This is a genomic window from Consotaella salsifontis (assembly GCF_900167365.1).
In the GTDB taxonomy this organism is placed as follows: domain Bacteria; phylum Pseudomonadota; class Alphaproteobacteria; order Rhizobiales; family Rhizobiaceae; genus Consotaella; species Consotaella salsifontis.
In genome coordinates, this window is the sequence record NZ_FUXL01000002.1 from 386,996 (window position 1) to 401,081 (window position 14,086).

Genomic DNA, 14,086 nt, shown 5'->3' on the forward strand with positions numbered 1-14,086 from the left:
GCCGTTTCGCAACGCCCTCAGGCGCCGAATTCGATCGTCGCCCTCCCCTCGCCGATCTGCCGTCCGAGTGGCGAAAGAGCGCCGTCGGCCTCATGCAGAACGATCGCCGGCAACAGGCGAAGCGGCGCGCGCGAGCCCTTTTTCGCCGAAACGAGGACGCGCGAGGCGGCAACGTCGACCCGGGCATGAACCGGCCTAAGGCGGACATCGCCGAGGCGGCCTTCCATTGCCGGCAGCACCTGCGCCAGGGCGTCGGCGCGAACGATCATCGCGAACCGGCCGCCATGGTCGAGCAGCGCCCCCGCCGTCCTGATCCAGCGCGACAGAAAGTCGCTCGACGTCACCTGCCGAGCCTCGGCGCGAAGCGGATCGGGTGAGGTCCTGTGGCCCGCCGGGTGGAAGGGCGGGTTGGTCAGGACGAGGGAGAACCCGCCATCCAGGAGTCCCGTCGCTTCCCGCCCTGGTCGCGATGCCAGAAGATCGGCTTCGATCACGGCAAGGCGTGGCGAGAGAGCAGCATTTTCCGTGCGTGCGATGGAGGCGCGGGCGAGCGCCGCCATCGTCTCGTTCCGCTCCACCAGCGTCATCGCCAGACCTGGCGCGCGCAGCGCGGCGGCAAAGCCCACGGCGCCGGTGCCAGCGCCAAGATCGGCGGCCTTGCCCGCAGCATCCGGCGGAACGGTTGCAGCCAGCAGCATGGCATCGAGCCCGGCGCGGTGCCCGCGACGCGGCTGCATCAGGAAGAAACGGCCGTCGCAGAACGCATCGAGCGTGTTTTGCGCGTCTGGCGCCTCGTCAGGAAAGTTCATGGCCGAGATCGGCATCGGTCAGGATTCGCCGCGCCTGCGCCAGATGGTCGGGAGCCACCATGATGCGCCGAGGCAAAGCACCGATGGAGCCGTCGAGAATGCTCATATGGCCGTCGGCCACGAAATGGGGGATCTGCGCATCCTTGAGCAGCGCATCGACGAAGGAAATGAGAACGGCATCATTCGAACGCATCAATTCTTCCATGCCGCTTTCTCTCCTCTCGCCTGACGGAGCCATCGAGGGCGCCGGCAGGAGGTCCATTGTTTGTCGTTGAGACCATTCTATCCTGGCTTCACCGCCATTTGATATGCTCGGAGCCGCGACGCAGCTTTTCAAGAAGGCTGGGGTGACGTGTCCAAAGCCATGCGCCGTGCGGCGACGCCATAAAAAGCATCGGCCCCTTGTGCGCGGCACGGCGTGCGCGCAAGAGGACAAACCTTCTGTTTTCTCGCCGTTCTTAGGTTGGTTTCCACGTTCCGGCTTGCCCCCGAAGCGGCAGGCGGCTATTTCGGCGCAACCAACGGAGTAAGATCGTGAACCTCGTCAGGGAGATTCAGCCGCAGAGCGGCATCGACCCGATCGTCAAGCTGACGGCGCCGGATATGGAGCGCGTCAACGCGCTCATCCTTGCGATGGCCGGCTCGAATGTCGAGCTTATTCCGGTTATCGCCGACCATCTCATCTCGTCGGGCGGCAAACGTCTGCGCCCCATGCTCACCATCGCCTCGGCGCTTGCCTGCGGCTATGGCGGCGAGGGCCACGTGAAGCTGGCGGCCAGCGTCGAGTTCATGCACACCGCCACGCTTCTGCATGACGACGTGGTGGACGAGAGCGATCTCCGGCGGGGCAAGCAATCGGCGCGCATGATCTGGGGAAACCAGGCGAGCGTCCTGGTCGGCGACTTCCTGCTGGGACAAGCGTTCAAGATGATGGTGGAGGTCGGCTCGCTGACCGCCCTCAAGATTCTCTCCGACGCTTCCGCCGTGATCGCGGAGGGCGAAGTCTGGCAGCTCGCGGCGGCGAAATCCCTGTCCACCGGCGAGGACGATTATCTTGCCGTGATCGGTGCGAAAACCGCCGCGCTCTTTGCCGCCGCCGCCGAAGTAGGCCCGGTGATCGCCGGCGCGGATGCGGAGGTTCGCGAAGCCCTTCGCCTCTATGGCCTCAATCTCGGGCTTGCCTTCCAGCTCGTCGACGACGTTCTCGATTATGGCGGCACGGCCGCCTCGCTCGGCAAGAACACCGGCGACGATTTCCGCGAGGGGAAGATCACGCTCCCGGTGATCATCGCGCATCAGCGGGGAAGCGCCGAGGAGCGAGCCTTCTGGGCCGAGGCCATGGAAGGCGGGCAGACAGACGACGCAGCCCTGGCCCATGCCAAAGAGCTTCTCGGCCGCCATGGCGCCCTGGAGGAGACCGTGCTGCGGGCCCGCCATTACGGCGCTCTGGCCAGTCAGGCTGCGGCGAGCATCCCCGCCTCGGAAAGCCGCGACGCGCTTCTCCAAGTGGTGGACTTCTGCATCGACCGCATCACGTGAGAGTGTGAAGACAAGTTGCTGCGGCTTGCCGGCGACCGCAAAATCGTCATGCTGTCAGTCCAGACAAGGGCGCGGCGAGCCGCGCGTCTGACGAGGCGCGGCATGCCGCATCGTGAATGAACGCCTTCAAGACACGCAGGCGGGGCATCGCCCGCCCGTTGTGAAGAATGCTTCAGGGGCGGCTTTGGCGATATCGTCGCGCCGTTCCTGGTTTCGAGGCCGCGGCGCCCGCGGCGTGAAGGATTGACGAGGATTTCGACGTGCAGACACCGCGTTTCTTCCGCCTGGTCTGCGCCGGCGCGCTGATCCTGGCGACGGCTCCGGTCCACACCGCCCTGGCCTCGGGTGGGCAGCCCGCGTCGAGCGACAGGCGACCCGAGTACCCGGCGCACAGCCTCGCCGGCGCCTATCTCGCGGCAAAATCCGCCCAGCTTGCGGGCGATCTTTCGACGGCCACGCAATATTACAGCCAGGCGCTGTCTTTGGACCCGAAGGCGGAGGAACTTCAGCAGGATGCGCTGTTCGCGTTTCTCGCGGATGGCCGTTTCGAGGAGGGTGTCGAACTCGCTTCCAAGCTTCGGAATTCATCGGAAGCCAGCAAGGTGGCGCGCATCACCCTTGGCGTCGACGCGTTGCGCCATGGCGAATTCGACCGCGCCATCAAGGAATTCGATATCCCCAATTTGTCCGATTTGGATGCGCTGCTTCTCGGGCATCTGTCGGCCTGGGCGGAAGTCGGGGCCGGCCATGTAGACGAGGCCATGAAACGCCTCGACGGGCTGAAAGGCGTCGCCTGGTATCCCATCTTCAACGACTATCAGCGCGGGCTGATGGCGGCCTATGCGGAGCGCCAGGGCGTCGCCCGGCAGGCACTGAGCCGCGTTCTCAACGACGAGACAGGCGCCCGCACCTCGGCAGATGCCTATCTCGCCGCGGCCGAGGCCCTTGCCCGCATCGAGGCCCGTTCGGGCAATCGCGATGCGGCCATCGCGGCGCTCGACAAGGGGCTGGCGCTTTCGTCGGACTATGACCCGCTTGTGCGCCTCAGAGAGCGCATCAACGCCGGAGAAACCATCGAACCGCCCATCGCCAACGTCCGCCAGGGCGTCGCGGAGACGCTCTACATTCTCGGACAGGCGGTCAATCGTGGCGAGGGCCAGCAGGTCGCCCTGCTCTATTTCCAGCTCGCCCATGCCGCCGCGCCCGCCGATTCGCTGCTGCTGGTGGCCTTGGCCGGCATTGCCGAAAGATCCGAGCGGCTCGATCTGGCGATTTCCTACTACAGCAAGATCCCCGAGGATTCGGCCCTGCGGCGCACGGCCGACCTGCAGATGGGCCTCGACCTCTGGTACTCGAAGAAGAAGGACGAGGCGAAGGAGCACCTCAACCAGGCCCTGAAGCGCTATCCGCGCAATCTCCAGGCTCATCTCGCGCTCGCCGACGTGCTCTCGGCAGACAAGGACTATCAAGGCGCGGCGAAGATCCTCGATGAAGCGGTCAAGCTCATCAAGGGCGACAGCCGATCCAGCTGGAACGTCTATTACCAGCGCGGCATCGCCTATGAGCGGCAGGGCAAGTGGGACAAGGCGGAGCCCAACTTCAAGAAGGCGCTGGAGCTGGTTCCGAATCAGCCGCAGGTGCTGAACTATCTCGGCTATTCCTGGGTCGATATGAATCGCAACCTGAAGGAAGGCCTGGAGATGATCCGCAAGGCCGTCGAGCTTCGGCCGAACGACGGCTACATCATCGATTCGCTCGGCTGGGCCTATTATCGCATGGGCCGGTACGACGAGTCCGTCGAGCAGCTCGAACGCGCGATCCTGCTCAACCCCGCCGATCCAACCATCAACGACCACCTTGGCGATGCCTACTGGCAGGTGGGCCGAAAGCGCGAGGCGCGGTTCCAGTGGCAGCGGGCGCTTTCGGGCGATCCCAAGCCGGAAGCGAAGGATGCTCAACGCATCGCCGCCAAGATCTCCAAGGGTCTCGATCAGGCGTCGAACGACGCGCGCAGCAACCAACCCCCGGCAAATACTCCGGCGGGCGGCGCGGCCACGGCAACCACTCCGGATAAGCCTTCGGGCGACAAGCCCGCGCAGCCCGACAAGTAAGCGGGCATGTCCCCTCACCAGGGCGAGCCATGGCGGCGAGCGACCATGCTCGCCCCAGCCAAGATCAATCTCGCGCTTCACGTCACTGGCTCGCGCCCAGACGGCTACCATGAGTTGGATAGTCTCGTCGCCTTCGCCGAGCATGGCGATATCCTCACCATCGAACCGGCGGGGCTGGACTACTTCGAAATAGTCGGGCCATTCTCGGCGGCTCTTTCGGCCGATGAGGGGAATCTGGTGACGAGGGCGCTGACGCTCGCCCGCCGCCTTTCCGCCGAGCACGGCGAGAGCATTCCGCCGCTTTCGATCACTCTCGACAAGCGCCTGCCGATCGCCTCCGGCATCGGCGGCGGATCAGCCGACGCCGCCGCCCTCCTTCGCCTGATACAATGCGCCCTGCCCGAGCTGGGGCCAGCGCTGTCTGATGAGAGCATCGCCCTGGGGGCGGATGTTCCGATGTGTCTTCTGGGGCAGCCGGCGCGGGTGCGCGGCATCGGCGAGAGCATCGAGCCATGGTCGTGCTTTCCCCGCGTGCCGTTGGTCCTCGTCAATCCCGGCGTCGCAGTCTCGACCCCCGCCGTCTTCCGTGGGCTCGTGAGAAAGGCCAATCCACCGCTCGACCCATTTCCGGCCCGCTCTCTCACCCCACGACTTCTGGCCGACGTCCTTCTCCAAACGCGCAACGACCTTCAAGAACCGGCAGAGGCGCTTGCTCCGGTGATCAAGGAGGTTCATCGCAGCCTTGAGGCCATCGGCGCGCTGTTCACGCGGATGTCCGGCTCGGGTGCGACAGTCTTCGGCCTGTTTGCCTCCGACGAAGCTGCGCAGCAAGCCGCCACCTCGATCCGGGCGACGCGGCCCGATTGGTGGACCCTCGCCACAGCGCTCTCCGCCGCCGGCTGAACGCCTGAGGAAATTTACCCCTCGTCCGGCGGCCAGATGCCCGCGTTGAGCCTGCCAACCTTTACTCTGCGCGCCAGAGCGTCCAGAGACCGAACGCCTTCCGCCTTTGTCAGCACCTCGCGCTTGAGAACGATCAGGCCCTCATCCAGCGGCGCGGAGCGGCGAAAACCCTTCATAAGTCGCGTGAAAATCGAATCTCTTCTGGCCGACCGGAAGCACACGGCCCCGCCGCCCCGGCCCGCCGTCATGCTGCCATGCGCGAGGTGATCCGAAACCGCGTCGATCCAGCCGGAAAGCGGTCGGGCGCCCGGTGACAGGAGAAAGAGCCAATCAGCGCGACTGAGCGCTAGCACCGCAACGATATCCGTCTCGTCGAGCACGCGGCAGCCGGCCTCGTCGGCAATCCATCGCGCCTCCTCGCCAAGCGCTGCGCCGAAAACCGTCACATCTGCGACGAGCCCCTCGACGGCGCCGGGCACGAGCGCGGCAAGGCTGGCCGCGAGGGCCGCGGGCTGCTGTTGTTCCATCTGAATGACGACGCTGAGCATGGCGCCCGTTTAGCGAAACCGGCGGCAGCAGACCAGCGGGAACAAACCCCGGCTCGCGATGTTCTTGCTATGTTCTGCTTCACGTGTTAGGACTTTGTTCATAGACACCGATTCGCACTGGGAGGCTTGCCCATGCGCGAGGTTCAGATGGCCGACAGGGCGGCATTCTCAGCCGCCGGCGGAATCGACATCGCCAATCACATCATAGCGGAGTCCGGCCTGCGGCTCGGCTTCGACCGGCGTCGCGGGCGCGGCGCCGCCGTCAACCCGTCGGGCCGATACGAGCCGACGGAACGACATGCGTTTGACGACGGCTGGCGGACATTGGACGAGCTACCGGCCTTTCGGACCGACGTTCAGGTCGAGAAGCCGAAGACGATCATCACCAAGAACAGCTCGCCGGACATCTCGTTCGATCGCTCGATCAATCCGTATCGTGGCTGCGAGCACGGCTGCGTCTACTGCTTTGCGCGTCCGACCCACGCTTATATGGGCCTCTCGCCCGGTCTCGACTTCGAAGCAAAGCTGTTCGCCAAGCCGGATGCGGCGCGGCTCCTTGCCGATGAGTTGTCTCGCCCCGGCTATCAGCCCAAGACGATCGCCATCGGGACCAACACGGACCCCTACCAGCCGATCGAGAAGAAATGGCGCATCATGCGCGAGATCCTCGAGGTGCTGGAGGCGGCCGATCACCCGGTCGGCATCATCACGAAGTCTGCGCTGGTGACCCGCGATATCGACATTCTGTCCCGCATGGCGGCCAAGGGTCTTTCACGCGTCGCGCTTTCCGTGACGACACTCGACAAGACCCTGGCGCGAGCGATGGAGCCGCGCGCCGCCACGCCGTCTCGCCGGCTGGAAACGCTGCGCCAGCTTTCTGAGGCAGGCATTCCGACGATGGTGATGACGGCGCCGATCATTCCAGGGCTCAACGACCATGAAATCGAGCGCATTCTCGAATCGGCGGTTACGGCCGGAGTGCGCGAGGCGGGATATGTTCTCCTTCGCCTGCCACTGGAGGTGAGCCCGATCTTCAAGGATTGGCTGCTTCGACACTATCCCAACCGCTTCCGCCATGTGATGGCGCTGTTGCGCTCGATGCGCGAGGGCAAGGATTATGATGCGGAGTGGGGCAAGAGGATGCGCGGGACTGGCCCCTATGCCTTCCAGATCAAGCGCCGATTCGAGATGACGGTGGAGCGGCTCGAGCTCAACCGCAGTCGGACGACGCTGCGCACGGACCTCTTCAAGGCCCCTGCCGGAAGCCGAGGCGTTCAGCTCTCACTGCTTTAGGCTCCTGCGCCGACATGCCTTGATCATCGCGTCCTGGGTTCAGACGCAAAAGACCCTCGCCTGCTGCATCCCCCCTCTGGTGCGGCGGGTCTTGTGGAGAATCGGAGAATGGGCGAGTTTCGCCGCATCATGGCTCGCTCACGCTCCGATTCTCCCTCTTTTCTTGTCACGCCCGAATTCGATTTGGCGGCATCGATGACCGATTCCGGTCCGGCGACAAAAAAGGGGCAAGGTCGAGCGCCGAAAAGCGCCGCTCAAAAGGGCACGGCCCGGCGCGCCGCCCTCTCCTCCAAGGGGCCGGACTACAGCATCGAAGAAGAACGCCTCGGGCGCGGCGCGCGCCTCGTGGCGGGCGTCGACGAGGCGGGACGCGGGCCACTCGCCGGTCCCGTCGTCGCGGCGGCGGTCGTGCTCGACCCGAAACGCGTGCCCACCGGCATCAACGATTCGAAGAAGCTAACCGCCGAGGCGCGCACAGCTCTCTTCGCCGAAATTCTCGCGGTGGCGCATGTTTCGTTCGCGTCCGCGAGCGCCGTGGAGATCGACCGCTACAACATCCGCGGCGCCACGCTGCTCGCCATGACACGCGCGCTGAATGCCCTGCCGGAGGTGCCCTGCCACGTCCTCGTCGACGGCAAGGATGTGCCGCGCCCCCTCGCCAGCCGAGGCACGGCTGTAGTCGGCGGCGACGCGCGGTGCCTTTCCATCGCCGCGGCCTCGATCGTTGCCAAGGCAGTGCGGGATTCGATGATGCGGCGCGCCTGCGCCGTCTATCCGGGCTATGGCTTCAGCCGCCACATGGGATACGGGACGGCGGAGCATCTCGAAGCAATCCGCGACCTTGGTCCCTGCCCTCTTCACCGCATGACCTTTCGGCCTTTGCGCATCGACCTCCTCGACGCCGCCGAATAGCGTCGGTTCCGGCAGACCGATCCTGAGAGTTCTATAACGACAAACGGCGCGCCAAGGGCGCGCCGTGCATCATTTAGGCAGGGTTGGCGGGCAAGCGGCTACTGAAGCTTCTGCTTGATTTCAGAAATCGCATCCGAAACGAAGCGATCGCTACCAGAGCCGGAGTTGCGTTCGGCGATGATGCGCCCCGCCGCAGCCACGGCCAGATCCACCGCCGAAGCACGAACCTCGGCGACGGCGTCCGCCTCCGCCTGTGAAATCTTGAGTTCGGCCATGGCCGTTCGACGGGCCAGGTAGCTCTCGCTCTTGGCGCGCGCCTCGTCCACGATGGCCTCGGCCTCGCGCTTGGCAGCCGCGATGATCTCCTTGGCTTCCGCCTCGGCCTCGCGGCGGCGGCGCTGGAACTCGGCCAGCTGCTGCTTGGCCTCTTCCTTAAGCTCACGCGCCTCTTCGATTTCGTTGCGAATGCGCTGGGCACGCGCGTCCAACGAGCGGCCAATCATCCCCGGCAGGCGGAAATAGATCAGCCCGCCGATGAAGAGGACGAGCGCGATGAAGGCCCAGAATGTCGCGTCCGACAGCATGTCGCTCGCTCCCTTGCGGCACGATGGTCAAGCCCGAAGAGGCTCTCCATCATGCGTCAACCAGTCATGGCGAGGGGATAGTCTTCTCCCTTCCCGCCGTTTCTCTCGCCGCTTCAGCACAATCGAGGCGAAGAGGCGCATGGAGCGGTCCGGCGCTCCCGTCTGGCTCGGCGCCAATCAGGCCCGAACGGCGCGCACGGCCTCGCTCGCCACTTCGCGCGACACATCAAGGTCCGTCAACTCCCTGACGATCGTCTCGGTGACGTCTTCCGCGATCGTGCCGACATCGGCCATCGCGGTTGCCTTGATCTCGGAGATTCGCGCCTGCGCGGCCGCGAGCTTCTCGTCGAGTTCCTTCTCGATCTTGCGGCGCTCCCGATCGGCGTCCGACCGAGCCGCATCGCGGGCCGCGCCCGCGATTTCCTGCGAACGGGCCCTGGCTTCCGCCAGTTCCTGCTCATAAGCGGCCTCAGCCTCGTCGGCCTCGGCCTTCATCTGTTCGGCCGCTTCCAGATCGAAAGCGATCCGATCCCGCCGATTCTCCAGAATTCCGGAAAGGCGGGGAATGATCACCCGGTCGAGCACGAGATAGAAGACGCCAAAAGTGATGGCGAGCCACAGAATCTGCGATGCAAAGAACTCGGGATTCAGCGGCGGAAAGACGCCGTGCTCGCCTTCGACCTGCACGGTCTCGCCATGGGCTGCCGCTGCGGGATCGGAAGGAGGAAGCGCATGGTCCGTCGCCGGCGTCTCCGTCTGCGCAAGGGCTTCAGTCACGAACATTTCCTTCTCCTGCTCGGCACGCCGGCCGCCGGCCCGAGGGCCGGCTGGCCATTGTCACGATCCTTCAGTCCGCCGGCTCAGCCGACGAAGAGGAGCAACAGCGCGATCAGCAGCGAGAAAATGCCGAGAGCTTCCGTCACGGCGAAACCGAAGACCAGACGGCCGAACTGGCCATCGGCGGCGCTCGGATTGCGCAGCGCGCCGGTCAGATACTGGGCGAACATGTTGCCGAGCGCGAGCGAGGTGAGGCCCATGCCGAAGCAGGCGAGACCCGCTGCAATATAACGTGCGGCTTCCGCGTCCATGAAAGTCTCCTTGGTTGGATCGTGAGGCAATCCCGCGGCAGGAGCGCCGCGAGCGCCGGTGGTTTTAATGATGCGGATGAACCGCGTCGTTGAGGTACATGCAGGTCAGAATGGCGAACACATAGGCTTGCAACACCGCCACGATGAGCTCGAGCGCCGTCAGCGCCACAGTCATCAAGAGCGGGAGGATTGCGCCGCCCACGCCGACCGCGCCGAGGGCGCTGAGCGAAACGACGAATCCGGCAAAGACCTTGAGCGTCACATGGCCTGCCAGCATGTTGGCGAACAGTCGGACCGAGTGTGAAATCGGCCGCGACAGAAACGAGATGACTTCGATCAGGATCACGAACGGCGCCACTGCCGGGGGAACCCCCGAGGGCTTGAACACGGCGAACCAGGAAAGGCCGTGCTTGTAGATGCCGTATCCCATGACCACCGCCGTCACGGTGATCGCCAGCGAGAAGGTGACGATGATGTGGCTCGTGACGGTGAAGAAATAGGGGATAAGGCCAATGAGATTGGCCAGCAAGACGAACATGAAGAGGGCAAAGACGAAGGGGAAGAAGCGCATCCCCTGCGACCCCGCCGAATCGCGCAGCATCCCCGCCACGAACTCATAGAAGAGTTCGGAGACCGACTGGAGGCGACCCGGAATCAAACCGCGCCCACTCGTCGACCAATAGAGGAAACCCGCGGCAAGCCCCGCCGTCACCACCATGAAGAGCGAAGAGTTGGTAAAAGACAGGTCCAGTCCGCCGATCTCGATAGGGATCAGCCTGTGGATCTGGAATTGATGAATCGGATCGGTCGCCAAAAACCCAAACCCTTCAGCAAATTTTAGCGTCGTCGAGGCCGCACTGCCATAGCCGGACGAACCAATGTTCGCAACACCTCATGCGCCACCTGGGCCATCGGATGTCGCAGATTTCGAGCTTTCCGTGTTCGCCATCGTGACAGAACGCGATTTATCGCCCTGAACGGAGCGCACCACGTTGAGCACGCCTGCAGCGAAACCGAGCATCAGAAAGATGATCAGCGCGATGGGCATGGTGCCGGCGAAATGGTCGATGAGGAAACCTATGCCGCCACCGACAAGAACGCCGCCGACGAATTCGCTGCCGAGGCGCATTCCCTGCGCCATGCCCTGCATCGTCGGCGAGCCCTTTTCGGAAACCTTGGGCTGATTCACACGACGCGTCGCCAACCGCTCCCCAAGATCCTGGCGCCGCCGCTCCCATTCGCCGGGCGGCACGGCATCCGCGCCGGCGGCAGGGGGTGCCGTCGAGGCAGACCTTTTCTCGTCCGCCGGCATGCCATTCCTCCTCCGGCAGGTTGGCCCACCGGCCACGCTGCCCATCAAGATCCCCTTCACGGCGGCGGCGGTTGGAACGATCCTCCCCGCCAGCCACCGGGCCGCTAAAGCAGAAACGCCCACGGCGGTTCCTACCGTAAGCCCCTGCTATCACCCTAGAAATCCTGAAATTCAGCGTCAAGCGTCCATGGGTGCGCGAGCGGCGCGGTCCACATGAAGTGACGCGAAAAGATCGCGGCGCTCAGTTCCAGCCGCCACCGAAGGTTCTGTAGAAGATGTGGCGCCCGATCTTGTCCACCTTCTCCATGGCGCGGGCCCAGCGCGGGCGGACGTAGGTGGCGTGGTAGTGTGTTGCCGAGCCAACGTCGTTGATCCAGATCTCGCCTTTCGTGACCTGATCCGCCACGCGCTTGGCTATTTCCCATGCCTCGTCGTCCCGCACACGATCGCGGCGGCCGTCGCAGGCGAAGGAGAACTGGCAGCGATTCCGCCAGTCCTTGTTCTGATAGACGACGCCGCAGATGGTCGACGGATAGGCAGGGTTGCGCACGCGGTTCAGGATGACCTGGGCCACGGCAGCCTGCCCCAGTTCGGATTCGCCGCGCGCCTCGAAATAGACCCCCGAGGCCAGGCATGCCTGCTCCTTCTCCGTAAAGGCGGAGGCCGGAAGCGGTGTCGCCGCCCACGAGTGATCGCTGGGATCGACCGGCGGCACGAAGGGCTCCTGCGGCTCCTTCAGAATTTTCTCGAAGAGCGAGGCGGTGGCGGTGGCGCTGTCGGGCGCGGCATAGGCCAGAGCCGATCCTGTCGGGCCAGTCGTGACCGCCGGTCGCAGAGACGCCAGCATGACGTTGTCGGGCGTACCGCGGGGAATGGCGGGTCCATCGCCGCGCACGGTCGGAGCAAAGTTCATCGCGACCTGGACCGCTTCGATCCGGGTTGAAGGAGGCGAGAAAGCCAGACGCACGGCGGCGTCACCCGCGATCGGCAGCGGAGAGAGAGCACTCTGGCGCTCAAGGATCGACTTGGTGCTGAATGCCTTCTGCGGTGTGCTGGCCGTCGATGAAATGACACGCCGGCCCTTGTCGGTCCGCGACACACGCGCTTCATCGGGAGATTCATAGGCGGCGCGCGGCGTCTTGACCGAAAGAAGCTCACCATCCCCGGCACGCACGCCGGAACCCTTCGGCAGCGAGCCGTTGATCTTGCTGTCGGCAAACGCGAGCTCCGCCTTGACGAGCGAGCCAGCCGGCGACGGCACGAAGTAGGTCTGCCAACGGGCGGCGGCGGCCGGCCCTTCCAGCATACTCGCCATGTCCTGGAAGGCCGCCGAGGTCGTCATCGCGGGCATGAGCATCAGCGACAGCAGCGATACGGCAACCCAATGCCGGCCCGACCGGGGCGCGCTTCTGCCGCGGGACGCCGCTCTGTCGTGTCGCTCAATCGCCGACATATTAAAAACTCGTCCACGCTCGTTTCGTTCATGAGCGAGGATGGGCGATCAATCTTGTTTCTTGGTTAACAAGCTCTGATTTGATTACGAAAAACGTTTCCGTTTTCCTGCGTACGGATTGTCGGGCTTCTTCAGCGAGAGCCGGATCGGCACACCGAAGAGGCCGAAATCCTCACGCAGCCCGCCGATGAGGTAGCGCGTATAGGAGGCGCCAAGCGCCTCGGGGCGAGAGGTGGAGAGCATGAAGGTGGGCGGGCGCGTCTTCACCTGGGTCAGGTATTTCAGGTTGACGCGTCGGCCGGAAACCGCCGGCGGCTGGTGATGAGCCACCATGCCCTGGAGCCACTGGTTAAGCCGCGCCGTCGAGATGCGGCGATTCCACACCTCGTGGGTCTCTGCGACCGCGCGCATCAGGCGGTCGAGCCCCTCGCCCGTCTCGCCGGACACCGGGACGGCGCGGATGCCGCGCGCCTGCGGCAGCAGCCGGTCTGTCTTTTCGCGCAGGTCCGCGAGCACGGCCTGGCGGTCCTCCACAAGGTCCCACTTGTTGAAGGCAAGGACGGCGGCGCGCCCCTCGCGAAGCACGAGGTCGGCGATCTGGAGATCCTGGCGCTCGAACGGGATGGTGACGTCGAGAACGACGATGACCACTTCGGCGAACTTGACAGCGCGCAGGGCATCCGCGACCGAGAGCTTCTCCAGCTTTTCCTGGATGCGCGACTTGCGCCGCAGCCCCGCCGTGTCGAACATCTTGACCCGCCGGCCCTGCCAGGACCATTCCACCGAGATGGAATCGCGCGTGATGCCCGCCTCGGGACCGGTCAGCATCCGGTCCTCTCCAAGAAAGCGATTGACCAGGGTCGACTTGCCCGCGTTGGGCCGCCCCACGACGGCGATGCGCAGCGGCTTTGTTGCGTCATAGGCCGGCACCTCCTCGCTCTCGGGAACCGCGACGTCGGTCTCGGCCTCGTCCAGAGCCTCCTCGGTATCGAAGGCCTCGATTCCGATCGCTTCGACGATGGCGTCGCGCAAATCCGACATGCCCTCTCCGTGTTCGGCCGAGATCGGACACGGCTCACCCAGGCCAAGCCCATAGGCGTCGGCCAGTCCCGCGTCGGAGCCCCGCGCCTCGGCCTTGTTGGCAACGAGAACGACCGGCTTTCCGACCTTGCGCAAGAGCTCGCCAAAGACCTGGTCGACCGGCGTGACGCCGGCTTTCACATCGATGAGGAAGAGAGAAAGGTCAGCGCTCGCGATCGCCGCCTCGGTCTGGGCGCGCATTCGCCCCTCCAGGCTCTCGGCCGCAGCCTCCTCCAGTCCCGCCGTGTCGATAACCTCGAATTCCAGATCGCCAAGACGAGCCTCGCCGGGACGGCGGTCGCGGGTCACGCCCGGTCGGTCGTCCACCAGGGCAAGCCGCTTTCCGACAAGCCGGTTGAACAAGGTCGACTTGCCGACGTTCGGGCGTCCGATAATGGCGATCGTGACCATGGCACACTCTTTGTCGTCTCGGGCTCGCGGTGCTGAGCACCCA

The 14,086-nt window shown here is 64.8% G+C and carries 15 protein-coding genes; 5 read left to right on the forward strand and 10 right to left on the reverse strand.

The window, feature by feature from the left end:
• Positions 1–17: 17 nt before the first annotated feature.
• Together B5D38_RS03870 and B5D38_RS03875 are read right to left on the reverse strand one after the other, a co-directional pair.
• Complete coding sequence (locus tag B5D38_RS03870; RefSeq protein ID WP_078707129.1) at positions 18–809, reverse strand: tRNA1(Val) (adenine(37)-N6)-methyltransferase; 792 nt, start codon at positions 807–809, stop codon at positions 18–20.
• Positions 796–1,014 (reverse strand): putative signal transducing protein, encoded by a 219-nt coding sequence (locus B5D38_RS03875; RefSeq protein ID WP_078707128.1) that lies wholly within the window; start codon positions 1,012–1,014, stop codon positions 796–798. The genes B5D38_RS03870 and B5D38_RS03875 overlap by 14 nt, the downstream gene beginning before the upstream one ends.
• 326 nt (positions 1,015–1,340) lie before the next feature.
• Between B5D38_RS03875 and B5D38_RS03880 the strand changes: the two genes are divergently transcribed.
• The 3 genes from B5D38_RS03880 (at position 1,341) to B5D38_RS03890 (ending at position 5,362) form a co-directional block, all read left to right on the forward strand.
• The gene (locus B5D38_RS03880) at positions 1,341–2,348 is read left to right on the forward strand and encodes a polyprenyl synthetase family protein (protein WP_245318811.1); all 1,008 of its coding nucleotides are present in this window, start codon (positions 1,341–1,343) and stop codon (positions 2,346–2,348) included.
• A 260-nt stretch (positions 2,349–2,608) separates the two neighbouring features.
• Entirely contained in the window at positions 2,609–4,459 is a 1,851-nt protein-coding gene (locus B5D38_RS03885; protein WP_078707021.1) for a tetratricopeptide repeat protein, read from the forward strand.
• 45 nt (positions 4,460–4,504) lie between these two features.
• Positions 4,505–5,362, forward strand: coding sequence for a 4-(cytidine 5'-diphospho)-2-C-methyl-D-erythritol kinase (locus B5D38_RS03890; RefSeq protein WP_245318788.1), 858 nt, complete (start codon positions 4,505–4,507; stop codon positions 5,360–5,362).
• A gap of 14 nt (positions 5,363–5,376) precedes the next feature.
• Here the strand turns inward: B5D38_RS03890 and B5D38_RS03895 are convergent, their stop codons facing one another.
• Positions 5,377–5,910 (reverse strand): hypothetical protein, encoded by a 534-nt coding sequence (locus tag B5D38_RS03895; RefSeq protein ID WP_078707023.1) that lies wholly within the window; start codon positions 5,908–5,910, stop codon positions 5,377–5,379.
• Between the two features lie 132 nt (positions 5,911–6,042).
• Between B5D38_RS03895 and B5D38_RS03900 the strand changes: the two genes are divergently transcribed.
• Positions 6,043–7,203 carry a PA0069 family radical SAM protein gene (locus B5D38_RS03900; RefSeq protein ID WP_078707024.1) on the forward strand — a complete coding sequence of 387 codons (1,161 nt, stop codon included), beginning with the start codon at positions 6,043–6,045 and terminating at the stop codon, positions 7,201–7,203.
• 195 nt (positions 7,204–7,398) lie between these two features.
• Positions 7,399–8,115: a ribonuclease HII gene (locus B5D38_RS03905; protein WP_078707131.1), complete on the forward strand. Its 717-nt coding sequence runs from the start codon at positions 7,399–7,401 to the stop codon at positions 8,113–8,115.
• A gap of 98 nt (positions 8,116–8,213) precedes the next feature.
• Here B5D38_RS03905 and B5D38_RS03910 read toward each other — a convergent pair whose 3' ends face one another.
• The 7 genes from B5D38_RS03910 to der form a co-directional block, all read right to left on the reverse strand.
• The gene (locus B5D38_RS03910; protein WP_078707025.1) at positions 8,214–8,699 is read right to left on the reverse strand and encodes a F0F1 ATP synthase subunit B; all 486 of its coding nucleotides are present in this window, start codon (positions 8,697–8,699) and stop codon (positions 8,214–8,216) included.
• 177 nt (positions 8,700–8,876) lie between these two features.
• On the reverse strand, positions 8,877–9,482 hold the full coding sequence (locus B5D38_RS03915) for a F0F1 ATP synthase subunit B (protein WP_078707026.1): 606 nt from the start codon (positions 9,480–9,482) through the stop codon (positions 8,877–8,879).
• A gap of 77 nt (positions 9,483–9,559) precedes the next feature.
• On the reverse strand, positions 9,560–9,787 hold the full coding sequence (locus B5D38_RS03920; RefSeq protein WP_078707027.1) for a F0F1 ATP synthase subunit C: 228 nt from the start codon (positions 9,785–9,787) through the stop codon (positions 9,560–9,562).
• A gap of 64 nt (positions 9,788–9,851) precedes the next feature.
• On the reverse strand, positions 9,852–10,601 hold the full coding sequence (locus B5D38_RS03925) for a F0F1 ATP synthase subunit A (protein WP_078707028.1): 750 nt from the start codon (positions 10,599–10,601) through the stop codon (positions 9,852–9,854).
• A gap of 78 nt (positions 10,602–10,679) precedes the next feature.
• Positions 10,680–11,099, reverse strand: a complete 420-nt coding sequence (locus B5D38_RS22360) for an AtpZ/AtpI family protein (RefSeq protein WP_207552882.1) — start codon at positions 11,097–11,099, stop codon at positions 10,680–10,682.
• A gap of 241 nt (positions 11,100–11,340) precedes the next feature.
• Positions 11,341–12,552, reverse strand: coding sequence for a cell wall hydrolase (locus tag B5D38_RS03935; RefSeq protein ID WP_245318790.1), 1,212 nt, complete (start codon positions 12,550–12,552; stop codon positions 11,341–11,343).
• A gap of 84 nt (positions 12,553–12,636) precedes the next feature.
• On the reverse strand, positions 12,637–14,043 hold the full coding sequence (gene der, locus B5D38_RS03940; RefSeq protein ID WP_078707030.1) for a ribosome biogenesis GTPase Der: 1,407 nt from the start codon (positions 14,041–14,043) through the stop codon (positions 12,637–12,639).
• Positions 14,044–14,086: the final 43 nt, after the last annotated feature.

Excerpts from the sequence above, each read along its gene's own strand:
- B5D38_RS22360 (WP_207552882.1), bottom strand. The coding sequence starts at position 11,099 with ATGCCGGCGGACGAGAAAAGGTCTGCCTCGACGGCACCCCCTGCCGCC.
- B5D38_RS03875 (WP_078707128.1), bottom strand. The coding sequence starts at position 1,014 with ATGGAAGAATTGATGCGTTCGAATGATGCCGTTCTCATTTCCTTCGTC.
- B5D38_RS03900 (WP_078707024.1), top strand. The coding sequence starts at position 6,043 with ATGCGCGAGGTTCAGATGGCCGACAGGGCGGCATTCTCAGCCGCCGGC.
- B5D38_RS03895 (WP_078707023.1), bottom strand. The coding sequence starts at position 5,910 with ATGCTCAGCGTCGTCATTCAGATGGAACAACAGCAGCCCGCGGCCCTC.
- B5D38_RS03915 (WP_078707026.1), bottom strand. The coding sequence starts at position 9,482 with ATGTTCGTGACTGAAGCCCTTGCGCAGACGGAGACGCCGGCGACGGAC.
- B5D38_RS03905 (WP_078707131.1), top strand. The coding sequence starts at position 7,399 with ATGACCGATTCCGGTCCGGCGACAAAAAAGGGGCAAGGTCGAGCGCCG.
- der (WP_078707030.1), bottom strand. The coding sequence starts at position 14,043 with ATGGTCACGATCGCCATTATCGGACGCCCGAACGTCGGCAAGTCGACC.
- B5D38_RS03910 (WP_078707025.1), bottom strand. The coding sequence starts at position 8,699 with ATGCTGTCGGACGCGACATTCTGGGCCTTCATCGCGCTCGTCCTCTTC.
- B5D38_RS03890 (WP_245318788.1), top strand. The coding sequence starts at position 4,505 with ATGCTCGCCCCAGCCAAGATCAATCTCGCGCTTCACGTCACTGGCTCG.
- B5D38_RS03920 (WP_078707027.1), bottom strand. The coding sequence starts at position 9,787 with ATGGACGCGGAAGCCGCACGTTATATTGCAGCGGGTCTCGCCTGCTTC.
- B5D38_RS03935 (WP_245318790.1), bottom strand. The coding sequence starts at position 12,552 with ATGTCGGCGATTGAGCGACACGACAGAGCGGCGTCCCGCGGCAGAAGC.
- B5D38_RS03870 (WP_078707129.1), bottom strand. The coding sequence starts at position 809 with ATGAACTTTCCTGACGAGGCGCCAGACGCGCAAAACACGCTCGATGCG.